The sequence below is a fragment of the Nitrosospira sp. Nsp18 genome (assembly GCF_900103145.1).
Classification (GTDB): domain Bacteria; phylum Pseudomonadota; class Gammaproteobacteria; order Burkholderiales; family Nitrosomonadaceae; genus Nitrosospira.
On the sequence record NZ_FMWY01000035.1, the window covers coordinates 1 to 18,954 of the forward strand.

18 protein-coding genes are annotated in these 18,954 nt (G+C 52.2%); 2 read left to right on the forward strand and 16 right to left on the reverse strand.

Going from position 1 to position 18,954, the window contains the following annotated elements; translation table 11 throughout:
- The first annotated feature begins 315 nt into the window (after positions 1 to 315).
- Entirely contained in the window at positions 316 to 657 is a 342-nt protein-coding gene (locus BLS94_RS13060; protein WP_143021702.1) for a hypothetical protein, read from the forward strand.
- Between the two features lie 291 nt (positions 658 to 948).
- Here the strand turns inward: BLS94_RS13060 and glmS are convergent, their stop codons facing one another.
- The 15 genes from glmS to cysC form a co-directional block, all read right to left on the reverse strand.
- Positions 949 to 2,799 carry a glutamine--fructose-6-phosphate transaminase (isomerizing) gene (gene glmS, locus BLS94_RS13065; protein ID WP_072767747.1) on the reverse strand — a complete coding sequence of 617 codons (1,851 nt, stop codon included), beginning with the start codon at positions 2,797 to 2,799 and terminating at the stop codon, positions 949 to 951.
- 222 nt (positions 2,800 to 3,021) lie between these two features.
- On the reverse strand, positions 3,022 to 4,404 hold the full coding sequence (gene glmU / locus BLS94_RS13070) for a bifunctional UDP-N-acetylglucosamine diphosphorylase/glucosamine-1-phosphate N-acetyltransferase GlmU (RefSeq protein WP_218124814.1): 1,383 nt from the start codon (positions 4,402 to 4,404) through the stop codon (positions 3,022 to 3,024).
- A 342-nt stretch (positions 4,405 to 4,746) separates the two neighbouring features.
- Positions 4,747 to 5,166, reverse strand: coding sequence for a F0F1 ATP synthase subunit epsilon (locus BLS94_RS13075; RefSeq protein ID WP_072767851.1), 420 nt, complete (start codon positions 5,164 to 5,166; stop codon positions 4,747 to 4,749).
- Between the two features lie 77 nt (positions 5,167 to 5,243).
- Positions 5,244 to 6,623, reverse strand: coding sequence for a F0F1 ATP synthase subunit beta (atpD, locus tag BLS94_RS13080; protein WP_072767746.1), 1,380 nt, complete (start codon positions 6,621 to 6,623; stop codon positions 5,244 to 5,246).
- Between the two features lie 29 nt (positions 6,624 to 6,652).
- Complete coding sequence (gene atpG / locus BLS94_RS13085; protein ID WP_072767745.1) at positions 6,653 to 7,534, reverse strand: F0F1 ATP synthase subunit gamma; 882 nt, start codon at positions 7,532 to 7,534, stop codon at positions 6,653 to 6,655.
- Between the two features lie 3 nt (positions 7,535 to 7,537).
- Positions 7,538 to 9,079, reverse strand: a complete 1,542-nt coding sequence (atpA, locus tag BLS94_RS13090) for a F0F1 ATP synthase subunit alpha (RefSeq protein ID WP_072767744.1) — start codon at positions 9,077 to 9,079, stop codon at positions 7,538 to 7,540.
- Between the two features lie 12 nt (positions 9,080 to 9,091).
- Entirely contained in the window at positions 9,092 to 9,628 is a 537-nt protein-coding gene (locus BLS94_RS13095; RefSeq protein ID WP_090961813.1) for a F0F1 ATP synthase subunit delta, read from the reverse strand.
- 3 nt (positions 9,629 to 9,631) lie between these two features.
- Entirely contained in the window at positions 9,632 to 10,102 is a 471-nt protein-coding gene (locus tag BLS94_RS13100) for a F0F1 ATP synthase subunit B (protein ID WP_072767742.1), read from the reverse strand.
- Positions 10,103 to 10,139: 37 nt separating this feature from the next.
- Positions 10,140 to 10,412, reverse strand: coding sequence for a F0F1 ATP synthase subunit C (atpE, locus tag BLS94_RS13105; RefSeq protein WP_004180856.1), 273 nt, complete (start codon positions 10,410 to 10,412; stop codon positions 10,140 to 10,142).
- 59 nt (positions 10,413 to 10,471) lie between these two features.
- Positions 10,472 to 11,278, reverse strand: coding sequence for a F0F1 ATP synthase subunit A (atpB, locus tag BLS94_RS13110; protein WP_072767741.1), 807 nt, complete (start codon positions 11,276 to 11,278; stop codon positions 10,472 to 10,474).
- Between the two features lie 16 nt (positions 11,279 to 11,294).
- Entirely contained in the window at positions 11,295 to 11,684 is a 390-nt protein-coding gene (locus tag BLS94_RS13115) for an ATP synthase subunit I (protein WP_072767740.1), read from the reverse strand.
- A 352-nt stretch (positions 11,685 to 12,036) separates the two neighbouring features.
- Positions 12,037 to 12,507, reverse strand: coding sequence for a DUF3565 domain-containing protein (locus BLS94_RS13120; protein ID WP_090961815.1), 471 nt, complete (start codon positions 12,505 to 12,507; stop codon positions 12,037 to 12,039).
- Between the two features lie 175 nt (positions 12,508 to 12,682).
- Complete coding sequence (locus BLS94_RS13125; protein WP_090961863.1) at positions 12,683 to 13,648, reverse strand: polysaccharide deacetylase family protein; 966 nt, start codon at positions 13,646 to 13,648, stop codon at positions 12,683 to 12,685.
- A 129-nt stretch (positions 13,649 to 13,777) separates the two neighbouring features.
- Positions 13,778 to 15,118, reverse strand: coding sequence for a putative O-glycosylation ligase, exosortase A system-associated (locus BLS94_RS13130; protein ID WP_090961817.1), 1,341 nt, complete (start codon positions 15,116 to 15,118; stop codon positions 13,778 to 13,780).
- A 129-nt stretch (positions 15,119 to 15,247) separates the two neighbouring features.
- Entirely contained in the window at positions 15,248 to 15,916 is a 669-nt protein-coding gene (gene cysC, locus BLS94_RS13135; protein WP_090961819.1) for an adenylyl-sulfate kinase, read from the reverse strand.
- A gap of 673 nt (positions 15,917 to 16,589) precedes the next feature.
- Here cysC and BLS94_RS13145 point away from each other — a divergent pair.
- Positions 16,590 to 17,567: a sulfotransferase family protein gene (locus tag BLS94_RS13145; RefSeq protein ID WP_090961821.1), complete on the forward strand. Its 978-nt coding sequence runs from the start codon at positions 16,590 to 16,592 to the stop codon at positions 17,565 to 17,567.
- Positions 17,568 to 17,666: 99 nt separating this feature from the next.
- Here BLS94_RS13145 and BLS94_RS13150 read toward each other — a convergent pair whose 3' ends face one another.
- Positions 17,667 to 18,608, reverse strand: coding sequence for a glycosyltransferase family 2 protein (locus tag BLS94_RS13150; protein ID WP_072767735.1), 942 nt, complete (start codon positions 18,606 to 18,608; stop codon positions 17,667 to 17,669).
- Between the last annotated feature and the right edge of the window lie 346 nt (positions 18,609 to 18,954).

The window sequence follows — 18,954 nt, forward strand, 5'->3', positions numbered from 1 at the left end:
CACTCTTTACCATATCAAGGTCTCCTTTTCGGTAACCTTCAATATGGCGCAACGTTATTTCTCAGAATACCTTTCGGTTACATTTAATTCGGCGCAATTCGCGCTAAGTCGGCACAGGGAGAGAGTGTCTATGAGCCGCAACCTTACGAACAACTGGCGCGCGCATTACATAATGAGGGAAAGTATGAGGTTGCTAAGCGCATCACACTCGCGAAACTCTCGCTCGAACGTCGATTTGTCCATCACCAGTGGATTCGTCCGTTTCTATGCATAATGGAGAAATGGTTCGACTATGGGTTGTTTCCAGGGAAAAGCGTGTCGTGGTTCCTTATGTTATGGTTGGTCGTCGGTACAGGTGCTTTCTATATTGCAAATTACCATGTTGATGAGCCTGTGCTTGTGCGGAATTTAGGGGCAGGTACGTTAGCATTACCCGGGCAACGTTGCGGCGAAGAAATCGATTCCTTATGGTATGCGCTGGATGTGTTTGTTCCAGGACTGGACCTCAAGCAGGAGGATAGATGCTCAATTGCTACTCGCGATGAGGCGCGGCCGTGGCGTGCTTTCAGTGTAATATACGAAATATTGGGCGCAATAGTGACACCCATCATGTTGCTCAGCGTGACAGGCATGCTACGCCGATATATCGAGCGATGAACGGATTGATTATGCTGGCATAGTTTCATCGCGCCTTATCTTCATTATCTTCAGCCTGTAGGATATTCTTACCTGTGATCAGTTTGTCGGAAGTCTCAATAGAAAACTGAAAATAGACCTGGCACTGGGATTGCCAACCGCGAAAACAAGAAGCTAACCTACGAAGAGCGGTGTTCGGAAAATGGTTTAATTCCGAAGGTCCGACGCAAAGTCAAGTCCTGGTTCATCAGGAGGACTTCCTGCAGGGCAGATAATTCAATCCCAACGCAAGTCGAGCTATCACAAACCTAATCACTCCACCGTCACCGACTTCGCCAAATTCCGCGGCTTATCAACATCCGTGCCTTTCTGCAGCGCTACATGGTAGGCAAGCAGTTGCAGGGGGATTGTGTGGAGGATGGGACTGAGCAAGCCAGCATGTTCCGCTAAGCGGATAACGTGGACACCTTCGCTTTCCTGGATGCGGGAATCGGCATCGGCGAAAACATAGAGTTCACCGCCGCGTGCGCTGACCTCCTGCAGGTTGGACTTGAGTTTTTCCAGCAGCGTGTCGTTGGGGGCGATGGCGACTACCGGCATATCCTTATCCACCAAAGCGAGGGGGCCATGCTTTAGTTCACCGGCGGCGTAGGCTTCGGCGTGAATGTATGAAATTTCCTTGAGCTTGAGGGCACCTTCCATGGCGATGGGATAATGCATGCCGCGCCCAAGGAACAATGCGTGGCTTTTCTCCGCGAATCTTTCGGCCCAGGCCTTGACCTGCGGTTCGACCTGTAACGCGTTCTGTAGCGCAACGGGCAGATGCCGCAACTCGGCGATCATCTCCCGCTCGCGTTCACCGGATAATTTACCGCGCATTTTTGCTAATGTCATGGTGAACAGCATCAGCGCCGCCAACTGGGTAGTGAATGCCTTGGTGGAGGCTACGCCGATTTCGGGGCCTGCACGGGTGAGAAAGCGCAGGTCGGTCTGGCGCACCAGGGCACTTTCGGCCACGTTGCAGATGCCGAGGCTGTAACGGTGCCCTAATGATTTCGCATAGATGAGGCCAGCCAGGGTGTCGGCTGTTTCTCCCGATTGGGAAATTCCTACCACCAAGGTATTCGGACCGACCGCGGGATTACGGTAGCGGTACTCACTGGCGATCTCGACATTGCAGGGAATTCCCGCTACGGTTTCAAGCCAGTAACGGGCTACCAATCCAGCGTGGTAGCTGGTGCCGCACGCAAGTATCAGGATGCTATCGGTGTTATTGAAAATATTCTCCGCTTCGCTGCCAAACAACCTTGGGGAAATGGATTGGGCGTTGAGGACCATCTCCAGGGTATTGGCCACCACGCCGGGTTGTTCGAATATTTCCTTTTGCATGAAATGGGCATAAGGCCCCATCTCTACCGCATCGTTGCTGAGCTCACTTTCTTGCACAGTACGCGTCACTTCCTTGCACACATTATCATGCAGGCAATTGATAATGCGATAGCTGTCGCGGTGCAGTTCGGCCACATCGCCATCTTCGAGGTAGATCATGCGCCGGGTGACCTGCAGCAGTGCGGAAGCATCGGAGGCAGCATAGTTGCCGGAATCGCCCAGCCCCAGCAATAACGGCGCGCCGTTGCGGCAGACGACTATGCGTTCCGGGCGCGACTCTTCCATGACCGCGATTGCGTAAGCTCCCTGCAATTCGGCTATGGCACGGCACACTGCTTCAAATAGATCGGGTGTTTCGTTCAGATGAAATGAAATAAGGTGGGCGATCACTTCGGTGTCCGTGTCCGAAGTAAATATAAATCCGTCATTCTCCAAGCGCTGGCGCAGCAGTTCGTGGTTTTCGATGATGCCGTTGTGGACGACTGCGACTTCTTTTGATTTTTTACCTGCGAAATGCGGGTGAGCGTTGCGCTCGGAGGGAGCGCCGTGGGTAGCCCAGCGGGTATGAGCGATACCCGTTTCGCCGCTAAAATTCTGGCTATCTGCAAGTTTGCTCAATTCCGCAACGCGGCCGGTGGTACGCAGTCTATGCAGTCCGCCGTTGTTGAGCGCGATCCCGGCGGAATCGTATCCCCGGTATTCCAAGCGACGCAAGCCTTCAAGCAGGGTGGGAACAATGTTACTTGTTGCTACTGCGCCGACTATTCCACACATTTGATAGCATCCTTCTATAGGTTTGGCGAACAAACAGTACAAACGTCATACTGGAGAGAGCGAGTATCCGATGATGTACAAGCAGTACCTTACGCGCGTCACTGTTGACTTGGATAAATTCCAGGTAGAGCCCGGAATGAAGAAATATCTGTTACTTGCGAGATAAACAGGGTTTGACAATGAAATATAATCCGGAAAATTCCGCTGTTCCAGTTCCAGTGTTCATTTCTCACTCTTCGGTTTTTTAACAGGTCGCTGCCAGCCCTCGATACTCAGTTGCCTGGCTCGCGACAGCGTCAATTTATTCGGCATCGTGTTTTTGGTGATGGTTGAGCCGGCACCGATGGTGGAACCTTGCGCTACTGTTACCGGTGCGATCAGTTGAGTATCGGAGCCAACAAAAACATCATCCTCGATGATCGTCTGGTATTTATTGGCACCATCGTAATTGCACGTAATCGTGCCGGCACCGATATTGACGTTCTTTCCGATTACGGCATCGCCGATGTAACTCAGGTGATTTGCCTTGCTGCCGGCGGCGATGCTGCTATTTTTGACTTCGACGAAATTACCGACATGGACGTCGTGATCTAGCTTGGTTCCGGGACGGATACGTGCGTAAGGTCCAACTCGGCAGTTATTTCCGATTTCAGCCACTTCGATCAGGCTGAATGGCGCGATTGCCGATCCGGCAGCGATCTTAACATTCTTCAAGATACAGTGAGCGCCCACTTTCACGCCATCGTCCAGCTGCACGTCGCCCTCGAAAATACAGTTGATGTCTATTTCCACATCCCTGCCACAGACGAGCTGGCCCCGAATATCGATACGGGCGGGATCCGCCAGCGTCACACCCTGCTCGAGTAATTTTGCTGCAAACTGGTTCTGGTAGACCCGTTCAAGCGCCGCGAGCTGTGCCTTGCTGTTGACGCCAACTGTTTCCCAGGCATGGGCCGGTTGAGCGACCTTTATTCTGACGCCGTCCTTGACTGCCATCGCAATAATGTCGGTAAGGTAATATTCCTTTTGCGCGTTTTTGTTTTCCAGCTTGTGCAGCCAGCCATGAAGATACCGGTTAGGAATCACCATAATGCCGGTGTTGATTTCGCGGATTTGCCGCTGGGCCGCAGTTGCGTCTTTTTCTTCGACAATGGCGACGACCTCGCATGTTTCGCCATCGCGCACGATTCTGCCGTAACCGCAGGGATCGGCTAACTCCACAGTCAGCAAGCCAATGGTTTTTTCTCCGGCGGTCGAGATCAGTCTTTTTAACGTTTCGATGCTGGTAAGCGGTACATCGCCATACAGGATGAGTGTCATACCATGCTCATCCAGATGGGGCAGCGCCTGCTTCACCGCGTGACCGGTGCCAAGTTGCGGCACCTGCTGCGCCCAGCTGAGGCTTTTGTCATTTATCGCGTCCGGGACGGCTTCGCCGCCATGACCATAAACAATACAAATTCCTTGGGGCGACAACGCACGAGCTGTATCCAGCACATGTGCCAGCAGAGCCTTGCCTGCGAGTGGATGCAAAACCTTGGGCAAAGCCGAGTTCATGCGCTTGCCGAGTCCGGCAGCGAGAATTACGATATTCAGTTTAGACACGTCAATGAAAGTGCGGTCAACGAAAGGAAATTCTGGCGAACAGCAGACGTCTATCTGATTTATACGCCTTGCCGCGCGACGATAATATTCGGCAACATATGCACGATAAAGGCGACAACGTCGTGCCGATAACTTTGGTAAGCTAATTTATCACATCATGGGATCAGAATCCATCTACAGCCTGCCTTAGCATCAGGCGTGGTGCTAAGCGTGGTGCTACGCTTGACAGGCTTGACGTTGTACAAGCGTTTTGTTTTGCGGGCTATTTGCCATCGTGCGGCTTATTCAGACATAAAAAAAGGCGGTTGTCGCCGCCTTTTTTTATGTCTGGAGCCCCGGTTATCAGTGCCCGCCTTTTCGCAATCTCTGAATGGTGGCCAATTGCGCGATTGCTTCGGCTAGCTCAGCCTGTGCCCGCGCATAGTCCATTGCGGAAGACCGGTCTCTCATGGCTTCCTCTGCCCGTTTCTTGGCGTCAATCGCCTTCAATTCATCGAGATCGGCGCCCCGCACAGCCGTGTCGGCAAGAATGGTTACTACGTCCGGCTGAACTTCGAGCATACCGCCGGAAACATAGACCAGTTCCTCTTCTTGCAGAGGCGCCTTGATGCGTACCGACCCCGGCTTGATTCTTGTTAGCATCGGTGTATGTTGCGGATAAATCCCCACTTCCCCCGCCTCTGCCGGCGCTACCAGGAACTCAGCAGGGCCGGAGTATATCGATTCCTCGGCACTGACAATATCAACGTGAAACACACCCATTTTAGCTTCCATTCAGCATTGATTGGCTTCTCTCGTTATTGTTCATAAAGAGAAGACCGGATTCATGCATATCTTTTCTATTGTAACGTCTTGGCTTTTTCGACTGCTTCGTCTATTCCGCCAACCATGTAAAACGCCTGTTCCGGCAGGTGATCATATTCGCCGGCAACAATGCCTTTGAAACCTTTGATGGTTTCCTTCAGCGATACATATTTTCCGGGTGAGCCGGTAAATACCTCGGCCACGTTAAACGGCTGCGAAAGAAAACGCTGAATCTTGCGCGCCCTGGCCACAGCCAGTTTGTCTTCGGGAGAAAGCTCATCCATTCCAAGAATGGCGATAATGTCGCGCAACTCCTTGTAGCGCTGCAGGGTTTGCTGCACGTCGCGCGCGGTATTATAGTGCTCTTCGCCAACCACGAGCGGATCAAGCTGCCGCGATGTGGAATCGAGCGGATCCACTGCTGGATAAATGCCCAGCGACGCGATGTCGCGCGATAGCACTACGGTTGCATCCAGGTGACCGAATGTTGTTGCAGGCGAGGGATCGGTCAAATCGTCCGCTGGAACATATACAGCCTGGATCGATGTGATGGAGCCGGATTTGGTGGATGTGATACGCTCCTGAAGCCGACCCATTTCCTCGGCCAGCGTCGGCTGGTAACCCACTGCGGAGGGCATCCGGCCCAGCAAAGCCGATACTTCAGTCCCCGCCAGGGTGAAACGGTAGATATTGTCCACAAAAAGCAGCACGTCCCGCCCTTCATCACGGAAATATTCTGCCATGGTCAGGCCCGTCAGGGCCACCCGCAGCCGGTTGCCGGGTGGCTCATTCATTTGGCCGTAAACCAGCGCTACCTTATCCAGCACATTCGAGTCTTTCATTTCATGGTAAAAATCGTTGCCTTCGCGAGTCCGTTCGCCGACACCCGCGAATACCGAAAAACCGCTGTGCTCGATGGCGATGTTACGGATCAATTCCATCATGTTGACGGTCTTGCCCACCCCCGCGCCACCAAACAGCCCTACTTTTCCGCCTTTGGCGAACGGGCAGACCAGATCGATAACCTTGATGCCGGTTTCCAACAATTCCGTAGAGGCGGAAAGCTCGTCGAATGCGGGCGCCTTCCGGTGAATCGACATGGTTTTTTCGGCGCCGATATCGCCCATCTCGTCTATAGGCCTGCCAAGAACGTCCATGATCCGGCCCAGGGTCTTGGTGCCGACGGGAACCTTGATCTGTTCGCCGGTATTCGTAACCATCATGCCACGGCGCAGCCCATCCGAAGATCCCAGCGCAATCGTGCGCACCACGCCATCTCCCAACTGCTGCTGCACTTCAAGCGTCAACTCTGTTCCCTCAAGCACAAGCGCGTCATATACTCTGGGCATTTCTTCGCGCGCAAACTCGACGTCAACCACCGCCCCGATACACTGAACAATTTTTCCCTGGTTCATGTTGTTCCCTAAAATGCTATATCAAAATATTAAACCGCTGCCGCCCCACCGACGATTTCCGACAATTCCTTGGTGATAGCGGCCTGGCGCGATTTGTTGTAAATCAGCGTCAATTCGTTTATGACATTGCCGGCATTGTCCGACGCCGCCTTCATCGCCACCATTCGTGCGGACTGCTCGGATGCCATGTTTTCCGTCAACGCCTGATAAATAAGGGCCTCGACATACCGCACCATTACGTCGTCGATAACAGGCTTGGCTTCAGGTTCGTAAATGTAATCCCATACGCCCCGCTGTCCCGTCGGACCATCGCCCGTTTTGAGCTGCTCGTCGGAAAGTGGAAGCAATTGTTCCATCACCGGCTCCTGCTTCATCGTATTGATGAAGCGCGTATAAAAAATATACACGCGGTCGAAGCGATCCTGGGTATAGCCATCCAGCAGGACTTTTATCGCACCGATTAGTTTCTCGAGATCGGGCGCATCGCCCAGGCCTACGACATGCGAAATGACATTGGCACCGAGCCGGTTCATGAATCCAAAACCCTTGTTGCCGATGCAGCATGCTTCAATCTGCTCGCCTTCCGCTTCCCACGCTTTCATCTTACCTATCGCCATGCGCAACACGTTCGTGTTGAGTCCGCCGCATAATCCCTTGTCGGAAGTAACGACGACGATACCGATCCGTTTCACCGTATCACGGTCTATCAGAAACGGGTGGCGATACTCGGTATAGGCCCGACTCATGTGCGCGGCTACGTTACGGATTTTCTCGCCATATGGACGCGCCTTTTTCATGCGCTCCTGCGCCTTGCGCATTTTGGAGGCCGCTACCATTTCCATGGCGCGCGTGATCTTCTGCGTGTTCTTTACGCTTTTGATCTTGTTGCGTATTTCTCTGCTGCCGGCCATGGGTTAGTATGTTCCGTTCTTCTTGAAATCCTGAATCGCGGCGTCGAGCGCCTTCTCGGTCTCTGCGTTCATATCCTTGGTGGTTTCTATCTTGTCCATGATGGCGCCATACTTGCTGCGTATAAAGCCTTTCAGCGCCGACTCGAACGCAAGGGCACGCTTGACTTCAACATCGTCCAGATATCCCTTGTTGACAGCGAACAGGGTGAGCGCCATCTCGGATACGCTCAAGGTGGCGTATTGTGGCTGCTTCATCAATTCGGTCACCATCTTGCCCCGTTCCAATTGCTTGCGAGTGGCCTCATCGAGATCGGACGCGAATTGCGCAAATGCCGCGAGTTCGCGATACTGCGCCAGCGCGAGACGCACGCCGCCGCCCAGCTTCTTGATAACTTTTGTCTGCGCAGCACCGCCGACGCGCGACACTGAAACGCCGGCATTGATAGCAGGGCGAATACCCGCATTGAACAAATCGGTTTCCAGAAAAATCTGACCATCTGTAATCGAAATAACGTTAGTGGGAACGAAAGCGGTTACGTCGCCCGCCTGAGTCTCGATCACCGGAAGTGCCGTAAGTGAACCGGTCTTCCCTTTGACCTCGCCATTGGTTGCTTTTTCCACCCAGGCCGCGCTTACCCGCGCTGCGCGTTCCAGCAGGCGCGAGTGCAGATAAAACACGTCGCCGGGATAAGCTTCGCGTCCAGGCGGGCGCCGCAGCAGTAGCGATATCTGGCGATAGGCCCATGCCTGCTTCGTCAGATCGTCATAAATGATGAGTGCGTCTCTACCCGAGTCGCGGAAATACTCGCCCATGGTGCAACCCGAGTAAGGCGCAATAAATTGCATCGCTGCCGACTCCGACGCGGTGGCCGCCACCACAATCGTGTATTCCATTGCGCCGTGTTCTTCCAGCTTGCGAACGACGTTGTTGATGGACGAGGCCTTCTGTCCGATCGCAACGTAGATGCAAGTCATATTCTCGCCCTTCTGATTTATGATTGCGTCTATCGCCACCGCGGTCTTGCCTGTCTGGCGGTCACCGATGATCAATTCACGCTGTCCCCGCCCAACGGGAACCATGGCGTCAATGGATTTAAGCCCTGTCTGCACGGGTTGATTCACCGATTGACGCCAGATAACACCGGGCGCTATTTTTTCAATCGGCTCAGAACGTTTCGTGTTTATCGGACCTTTACCGTCGATCGGCTGCCCCAACGCGTTCACTACCCGGCCTATCAGCTCCTCACCCACCGGGACCTCAAGAATACGGCCGGTACATTTGACGATATCGCCTTCGGTGATATGCTCGTATTCGCCCATGATTACCGCGCCAACGGAGTCGCGCTCAAGGTTGAGGGCGAGACCGAAGGTATTGCCGGGAAATTCCAGCATTTCGCCCTGCATCACGTCCGCGAGACCGTGGACACGCACGATCCCGTCGGTCACCGACACAACGGTTCCCTGAGTGCGGACTTCCGCAGAAGCGGGGAGCCCTTCAATTCTGCTTCTAATCAGCTCACTGATTTCGGATGGATTTAACTGCATTTCAAATAGCTCCTAGCTTTTAAGTGCAACAGCCATGGCTTCCAGTTTAGCTCGTACGGAAGCGTCAAGCACCTCGTCGCCGACTTCAACTTTCACCCCGCCTATCAATTCCGGATCGATGCTTACTTTGGCTTCTATCTTGCGCTTGAACCTGGCCTCGAGGTCGGCCACCAGATCTTTCAATTGAGCATCGCTCATGGCAAACGCGGAAGTCACTTTTGCGTCCAATACCCCATCGTGGCGGGTCTTGAGTTGTTCGAACATCTCGCTCACCTCGGGCAATACTTCTACCCTGCTGTTTTCCGCAAGCAGTAAAACAAAATTGCGGCCTTCATCGGTGAGTTGGTCGTCACATATGCCGAGAAGCAACTCGCCCAACCGTTTAGGCGGGACTTTAGGATTACCGACAAGCGCCTGAATTCGCTCATCCGTCGCTATTGCCGCTAGAAGCTGCAACATTTCCGACCAGGCGGGAAGTGTGCCGCTGGTTTTTGCCAACTTGAAAACGGCTTCAGCATAAGGCCGTGCGATCGTGCGCGTTTCGGCCATCGCCTAGAGCTCCGCTTTGATGGATGCGAGCAAATCCGCGTGCGTTTTGGCATCTACTTCGCGGCGCAAAATTTTTGCGGCGCCGGCCAAGGCCAGGTCCGCCACGTTCTGCCGCAACGTTTCCCTTGCACGAAATACTTCCTGCTCGACCTCGGCCTTGGCGCCGGTAAGGATGCGGCCGCCCTCATCTTTCGCCGCCGACTTTGCTTCCTCGACAATCTCGGAAGCGCGTTTCTCCGCCTGAGCAATAATTTCGGCTGCTCGCTGCTTGGCGTCCCTAACGACATCAGCGGAACGATGGCTGGCCAATTCAAGTTCGCTTTTACCTCGCTCGCCTGCAGCCAACCCATCCGCAATCGTTTTCTGCCGGTTTTCGATAGCGCGCATCAACGGCGGCCAGACAAATTTAACTGTAAACCAGATAAAAATGGCGAAGGCCATTGCCTGGGAAAGAAGCGTCAAGTTGATATTCATGGCTAGTCTCTGATAATGGTACCGGGAAGGGGCATTATTATTTGATGACGGCCAGCAATGGATTACCGAACGCAAAAAGCATGGCCAGACCAACACCGATAATAAACGAGGCATCGATCAACCCGAGTAACAGGAACACTTTGCCTTGCAGTGTCGGAATCATTTCGGGCTGACGCGCAGCGCCTTCAAGGAAGCTACTGCACATGATACCGATACCGATACAGGCGCCGGCTGCGCCAAGGCCGATCATCAGACCGATACCAATGCCTGTATAGGCCTGAATCATCGCCAAGTATTGCAAATTGTCCATCTCGATTTTCCTCTCTTCGTGGTAGTAAATAGTAATCTGGAAAGCGGGGTGAAGCTGAATCAGTGGGATTCGTGCGCCATGGAAAGATAAACGACCGTCAGCATCATGAAAATAAACGCTTGGAGCGTAACGATCAAAATATGGAAAATGGCCCATCCCGCACCAAGCACCGTGCCGAATAGCGTACCGGCCAAACCGGTGGCAGCCCACATGCCGAGCAGCAGAAAAATAATTTCCCCGGCGTAAATATTTCCGTAAAGACGCAGGGAATGGGAAAGCGGCTTGGAAACGTATTCAACCAGATTGAACAGCAGGTTGACCGGCCACAGTAAGGGATTCTTGCCGAAGGGAGTGCAAACCAGCTCATGTATCCAGCCGCCCAACCCCTTGACCTTTATATTGAAAAAAATCATCAGCAGCCATACGGAAAGCGCCAGCGCAAATGTGGTATTCACATCGGCGGTCGGAACACTGCGCCAGTTGTGCAGCCCCAATAGTTCATAGACCGAAGCCATGATATCAATCGGCAAAAAGTCCAGTGCGCTCATCATGAACACCCAGACAAACACCGTTAGCGCCGCAGGCGCGACAAAAGCGTGCCGGTCGCCATGGAAAGTGCTCTTGACCTGGTTATCAACAAACTCGATGGCCAGCTCGACAAATGCCTGGCGTTTTCCGGGAACGCCGGAGGTCGCGCCGCGCACCACCCACCACAGGAAGCCGAAGCTGATGATACCGATCAGCGACGACATCACGAGGGTGTCCACATGCAACGTCCAGAACGAGCCTTCACCTACCGAACTGGTCAGGTTCGTCAGATGGTGATCCATGTATGAGGTTGGGGTGAGTTCCTTATCCGATGCCATTTTTTGCCTATTCAAACTATTTAATTCGGGCAACCTTTGCGTCGTCCCTTACAAATAACGCCATTGCGAAAATCAGGACCGTCAGTGCGAATGTTCCGATAAACCCGGCCGCGACAACATCCTTGTAAAGCGTCAGCACCAGCCAAAGCAGGACAATCATGACGACAACTTTCACCGCCTCCGCTTTTAGCGCCGTTATCAAGACGCTCGTTGCGGTAGAGCCGCTGTACCGTGAAATGATTGCCGAAAAAGCCGCTGCGGAAACCAGGCTGACCGCACCCCCCAGTAATGCGGAAGCGGCGCCATGAAATCCCCACAACAGGCCAAGACCCACCACCATCGCCATAGTGACGATCAGTTGCCAGCGCATGACAATGCGCACTGGCTTGTTTCGTATCAAAGGCATTGTTTTCTGGTGTCTGTCAGAGGCAACTGACTAGCGTGAAGCCAGGCGAATTACCATTCTGTTTCGGAAGACCTGATTTTCGTTCCCGGCCGGCGCCCTCTTCGGGTTTTTTAGCCCCTGCCGGATTGCGGAACCCGACGTTGGCTGATTTCAAAACACGCGGATTCTAAACTTCTTGAGCGCGACAGTCAATTAAAACCACCCTTGGAGTAGGTAATACGAGCGGCATTTGGGGGGTAGAACTGCGCCAGTCATACGCTTTAGCCATAAAGCAGCTACAAGAAGGTATAGGGCGCCGGGATTTCGTTCTCCGTCGGTTGCGGATGGCTTTATGAGCAGTAACACCCGGATATTACATATTTTGGTCCGGTGCGCGGTAAAATTCGACAAAGAAACGCGCAGCGCCTTGAAGTTCCACGTGATGCGGAACCTCCGGCACAACGATTCCGAGGTTGTCAGCAGACACCTCGGTGTCTGCGTTCAGAGCGGCTACGCGATATCGGAGCTTTCCTTCCAGAACCGTTATTTTTGCCCATACACCGGCTTTCGTGGAGTGGTCCTTCCTCAACGCAGCGGGAACCGATTCCTCCGTAAACACAGGCGTCCGCTTGTACGGAATAAAGCCATCCGGCATCTCGAACTTATCGCACCGAACGCAATTGAGCATTTTTCCTATCATTTCATTACGGCCTTCCTCGGTAATAACCCACGGGCGATTGATAAAGGGCGGATTATGCCGTACATGCTGCGCATGGCCGCAACTGAGGAGCGCTCTCGGGTCGCCTTCGCTGTCCAGGTCAAATCCTGTAATTGGTCTTTCCATAAGTAATGAGGGTACCGTTAAATTTATTGGCCAAGTTCTGGAACAGATTGCTTATCAGACTCGTTTTCTGAAGATGGCTTCCTGCTGCCAAGCCTGATTCTTTCCGGGAAAGAAGGGTTAATGAGGCAATCCCGAACTCGGGATATGAAATGCAGATGAGCTTATGTGGATGCTGCTAAACCGTTTCCACGGTCCTGAGCATATTTTGAACCATCCGAAGGGTTAAACGTACCGGCCCCCGATCCCATGGGGTAAACCGCGGGAGCTGATATAAATCACTGTCCATCCTTGCTGCGCCATGAGCAGTTGAAACCGCCGCATCGAAGCCCAGGTCCCTAACCATCCTGACGTGGTCTGGCAAATAGTCTTGTCCCGGTTTTCCGTTTGGATAAGCGAAAAGCCGTACCGGCGCGCGAATAATGCCCTCAAGTATTTCCTTGCCATGGGCGATGTCGGCACAAGCTGCGCTATTTTCCATTTTTGCAAGAATGGGATGGCTAGCGGTATGTCCGCCAATTTCCATCCCTGCCTCGTGCAGAGCCCTGACTTGATCCGAGGTCATCATGAGATTGCTGCTGGAACCCGGGGTGACGGAAATGAGCCCGCCCATCCCCTCTACTTTCGATTGCCTCATCTCGAGAGGCAAGTACTTGAGCTCACCTAACAGATACTCGATGGCTTGACGACGCTGGGAAATAGTCTCAATCTCGAATTGCCCCAACCCCAGACTGCGGAGATCGATTATACCTGTGATTGCATGGCGGATCAATTCGATGACTGTGTCGTTCCACATCCTCCCGCCATCGAGGAAACTGGCCGCCACAAAAAAAGTAGCCGAAATGCCATGTTTTTTCAAAATCGGCAAGGCGACTTCCGCATTATCGGCGTAGCCGTCGTCAAAGGTGATGGAGGCGGCGCGCGGCGGCAACTTCCCACGGCGCAGGCCTTGTATTGCATCCGAGAGCGGTATTATCCTGAAGCAACCCGCAAGCTGTTCCATGTGCCGGTCAAAGTCTTCCGCATGACCCTCTTCCGGAAATAACGGGTCCCGCCGAGGCAATACGCGATGATAGATCAGTATCGACAAACGATTGCGCGCGCCGCCGGGAGAAAACAGGTGCAGGAGCGCGCGGCTCGGCATTAGGATTCGAGGTTGCATAGGGTTCGGGTGATTTGCAGCGTAATCAGATTCATGCGCCGGCATGGGCGAAATTCCGGAATGCTGATGCTATGGAATTTACAGGAGAACATCCTTACCGATATACATATCCTAGCTTGAGTCCCGGGTAATGGGTTGCGGGGGAGATGGCTCCAAAGTACCCAGGTGTCGTGGCGAGCCTTTACCTTTCTTGCCGGCCAGCGACAACGCTCTCTGCTTAAGTTCTTTTTCTACCAGAACACGCGTGATTATCATGGTGCCCATAAGGTAATACGGCACATCGTAATAGAGCAGGCTAAGAAATGTCCCACCTACCGCAAAGCCGATAATTGACACCTGAATCATCGTTGCCAGGCTTGAGGCCCACTTGTATTCCTCGAGTTTTTTTGTATTGCGAATGATCCATGAACCCGTTTGCCACGTATATAACCCCAGCAGCAGGTATAGCCCCAGGCCGACAAAACCATGCTCGCCGAGGGCTTGGAAATAAATGCTGTGGGCGGCATGTATGTCCGTGGGATTAGGCGCATAAGCCCAGAATAGTGCAGGCGTAATGACTTCGAAACCGCCGCCGGTCAACGGGTGGTCCTTGGCCAGATTGTATGCCATCCACCAGGCATTGAAACGGCCCTGGACGGAGCCGTCCTCCTCGTAATCGCTAATGGAATCCATCCTTTCGGTCCACTGAGCGGGCATGAAGGCGAGCGCTGGCGGAATAGCGAGCATAAACAACGCGCCCATCCGGGCTTTATGCCGGCTTTTAAGCCATAGAAAAGCAACCATCGCTGCAATCGCCAGCAACGCCCCCCGCGAATACGAACCGAGCGCGGCAAGCGCGCAAAGCATCATGGCCGCTGTGAGGCTATAACGCACCCATAGCTTGGGGGAAATCGTCTGCAGATAGTGCATCAGGGGAATAGTCATGATAAGCGCCAAGGCGATTTCGTTATTCCCCCCGATAAAGGTGCCTTCCGGTCCCAGGACCATGTCCACCCCACCGCCTACTACCGTGAAGATACCGCCCTTTACGCCATAATAGCCAAGCGAGATCACGATTATCCAGATAAGCCAATTTATATGGTCTTTTGTCCTGATCAGCATGATGACGACAAAGGTCATCAGCATGATCTTCATCACCTTGCTCCACTGGTCATACACAAGCTCGGGATAAATAGAAAATACAGTGCTCACGTTCATCCACAACACGAAAGCGATGAAAATCCAGGTCAGCGACGTTATCGGAAGGTTTTTTGGCTCCTTGGTAGCTATAAGCGTTAGTAATGTGACACCGCCAATGATAGCGGCGAAGGGAAAGGTGGTCGCAAATCCCCACGCCTGAGTATGGGGATTCATGACGCTGATCCACACCCACATCAATGCCCCCCTATGCGGCTTTTTGAAGATGGTGGGCAGAAAACCGAAAACGATCAGGGTGACGAGAATGTCTCTCATGTTTGCATGACAAGACTTTGAACTGTTCGCATCTCTTTATGAGGCAAAGAAAAGAAGGGGTTGTTCCGGAGAGTCAATCACGCCAGAATGGTCTGGCTCAATGACATTCGACCCTGCATAAAGCAATAGTTAATCAGTGGTGCTGCTCACGGTTCTGCTTCGTCCGGCTTGAAATCTATTTGCGTCGTTGCTGCCCAGGTTCTCCCTGAAGACATTCCGCTGTTTCAGATATTCAATCACCTGCGCGACACACTCTTCAAGGGGCAATTCACCCGTTTTAACTGCAAGTTCCGGATTGAGCGGGGCCTCGTACGGCGATGAAATTCCTGTAAATTCCTTTACCTCGCCCGTTCGCGCGCGATGGTAGAGGCCTTTCACATCACGCTGCTCACACACTTCCAGGCTGGCCTCACAAAAAATCTCGATGAAATCGCCGTGGGGAAAAATACCACGTGCCCTTTGACGGTCAGCCCGAAACGGCGAAATAAAAGCCGTCATCGCGATCACGCCGGACTCGACCAGCAGTTTTGCCGCTTCGCCTATGCGGCGGATGTTTTCGGACCGATCCTGTACCGAAAAACCGAGATCCGAACATAAGCCCTGTCGCACATTATCACCATCCAGGACAAAAGTGCGACAACCCAACTGGTATAGCTTTTCCTCCACCGCATGAGCCAATGTAGATTTACCCGAACCGGAAAGGCCGGTGAACCACAGCACCGCCGAATGGTGCACATTCAACCGCTCACGGAGAGCACGGGTTATCGTGGCGCTATGCCACACTGTATTGTCATTCATGTTGTCAACCTGCAACTCTCCGTTTCCGGCTGTCCAGAATTATAGCTGCGCCCGTTCATTAACGGCTCAAGGATCGGAATCTTTGATTTATTCAACCGATCGGCTCGCCCTTGGACTTGAAATAATGGAGAAAATGTTTCGACTGATAAATTCCTGCCTCCAAATTCTGGTGCAGCAAAGGCGATATCGGGTGGGAAATTACTTGATGCGGAAGCTTCTCGCCATGAAGGTTTCTGAAAATTATCCGTGCTTCTGACGAACCCTTGGGACCTGATCCCTCCATTCTCAGATTGAACACAAGGACCGAGGTTTACCATTGAAAAGCTGAAATAATTATGGCAGCAAGCTGCTGCTCACACAATCTGATTTTAGACCCTTTCAGCCTCTTTGATAAATCCTCTTTGATTCCCCTTTGGTGCGACTATCGACAGTTGGTCTACAATGCTTAAACCTGAATCCATTAGTTACCCGATCATTTTTCAATCGTTGGCAACTTAAGCGGATAACTGAAAGGGATTTTTTGTGCCTGAGCCTCACCTTCTTTTGCAAGCTTGCTGTGGGGGGCAGATTCAGGCTAAACCGTTTCGGTAGGGTCGCCGTTATGTGCATAAGGCGTGATATGGATGAAATGCTGTGCGGACAAAGGACAAGCGTATATGAACAGAGGACTTGAGTGAAAGAGAACAACGCATTGATCATTTTAGGCATGCATCGTAGCGGCACTTCGCTGCTGACGGGGTTGCTGAGCCAGGTTGGCGTCAAGATGGGGAAGCGCCTGTATGCGCCCCAGAAAGGTGTTAACGAAAAAGGATTCTGGGAACATGAAGATATAGTCGATACACATGATGAATTACTATTGAACCTGGGCTCGCAGTGGGATGATTTGTTGCCTCTGCGCGACCGATGGTGGAAGGATCAAGCGATTCAGCCGTTCGTTGCTCGATTGGACAAACTGGTGAGACGGGATTTTTCGGACGCTTATGCCTGGGCGCTGAAGGACCCGAGGATGTGCCGGCTGCTGCCTTTATGGATTCCCATCCTTGAAGCCCGGCAGGCCCAGCCAACTTTTATCTGCATGAACAGGAATCCGTTCGAGGTGGTCGCGTCCTTACAAAAACGGGATGGGTTTTCCAAAGAAAAAGCACTGGTTTTGTGGTTGAGCCACTCGCTATCCGCCGAGTTTCATTCGAGAGGGTTGCCTAGGGTCTTTGTCGACTTTGATCAGATTGTAAAAAATCCTGTCGAGGTATTGTCAAAAATAGAACGGGAGGCAAATCTCGTCTTTCCACTATCCATAAAAGAAGCGAAAGAAAACATTAATGACTTTGTCTCTCCCGATCTGCGCCACCATAAGGCCGATGAATTGCTAAAGCATGAGGATGAGGCATTACCATCAATGGCGCACGAACTGCACCGTATCTTCCTGGAAATGACTGTTGAAAATAATGGCCGTTACGAGTTGATTGATAATGTTGCGGCAGATTTCGCGGCTTATCGGAAAAAATGGAATGTGGAATTACTTGAGCAGATCCGTAATCTCAACCAGGAGCACGCGGATTACAGAATCAAGTTTTTTCGGATTTATACCTCTTGGAGCTGGTTGCTAGCCAAGCCGTTCTGGCTAATAGAGAAAGTATTGCGCAAATATTGAGAATTCATGATCCCGTCTAAGATCTTGATCCCATCACTGTGAGGTTTTTCCATTACGGAATATCATCTGAAGCACCCCGCAAGGTTTTACTCGCGGTACTCACCACTTCGGCCGCCACCCCAGTAAGCCCGCAGGAACATATGCAAGGATTTTCAAGTTGATTGGATGCTTTAGCCAGGCCTTCAGCAAAAAACGGTTAGCTATCTTAAGGTTACCAGATGCGAGGTGCCGGAGACCAAACTCCATTTGATAGCGGGCGATGTTTTGGGCGAACTCGCGCTCTGTAATCCGACGGCCATCCCGACTGCATAGCCCCCATTTCACCGCTGCTTTGCATAACAGCTCAGTCCGATAGTCGATAGTCCTCGCTACACGGTTTCCCTGTTTCGGGTGCTGGCGATACAGGGTTAACGGTTTGTTCAACTTAATAACCTGATACTCCCTGGAAATACGCAACCAAAGATCCCAATCCTCACTATAGGGAAGAGATTCGTCGTAGGCATCACACTTATCGAACACCTCCGAGCGTATTAGCGCCGCGCTGGTCAATATCCAGCAATCAAGTAAAAGCAAGTGATATATCCAGCCCGAAAACTCCTCGTCGATGCCTCCCAGCGATGATGCCGTTTCAATACTGGCGGGATCAGGAAATATCCCTTTTTCGTCGGGATGCCACCAGATAAATGAGCTGTAGACCAACCCGATCTCTGGATGGGCTTCCATTTGCTCCACCTGAAGTGCAAGTTTGTCGGGTAACCAAAAGTCATCGTGATCCATCAGGCAGATATATCGGCCTGATGCCTCCCGGATTCCATAATTGCGGGCTGCACATACGCCCGAGTTGGCTTGCGCCAGGAGGCGAACAGACGAACCATAGGAAGCGACGATTTCACAGGTGCGATCCGTAGAACCGTCATCGACTACGATTAATTCCAGATTGCCGAGGGTCTGGCTGAGTACGCTATTGAGCGTCTCCGCGATATAGGCCTCGCAATTATAGGTAGGAATAATAATGGAAACAGTTGGCTTTAGTGATGCCATGCTGGAAAGTGATCTCTTATAAGAGGGTAGCTGCAAGAGCCAAGAAGGCAAGAGGGCTAAGAGGTTTAATCTTAATTCAAAATTTAGGGGTTATATATATCCAGGTCGAGACATTCCATTTAAACTGTGTACTATCTATAGCAGACCCTCAGTCATGAAACATGAATCCAAGTTTAAGGGATTGTTCACGCACAGCGGAATATCCCGCCGACGGTTTTGCTCTGTTTTTTCATTCCCCCTCAATGTCTGCTCCTTTTTATTTTTATAGCAGGCTACCATCTTTAATGATGGTCCGGAAATTCGGATCCATTTTATTAATCTGCACTTTTCTCCTTTTTTATGCAGT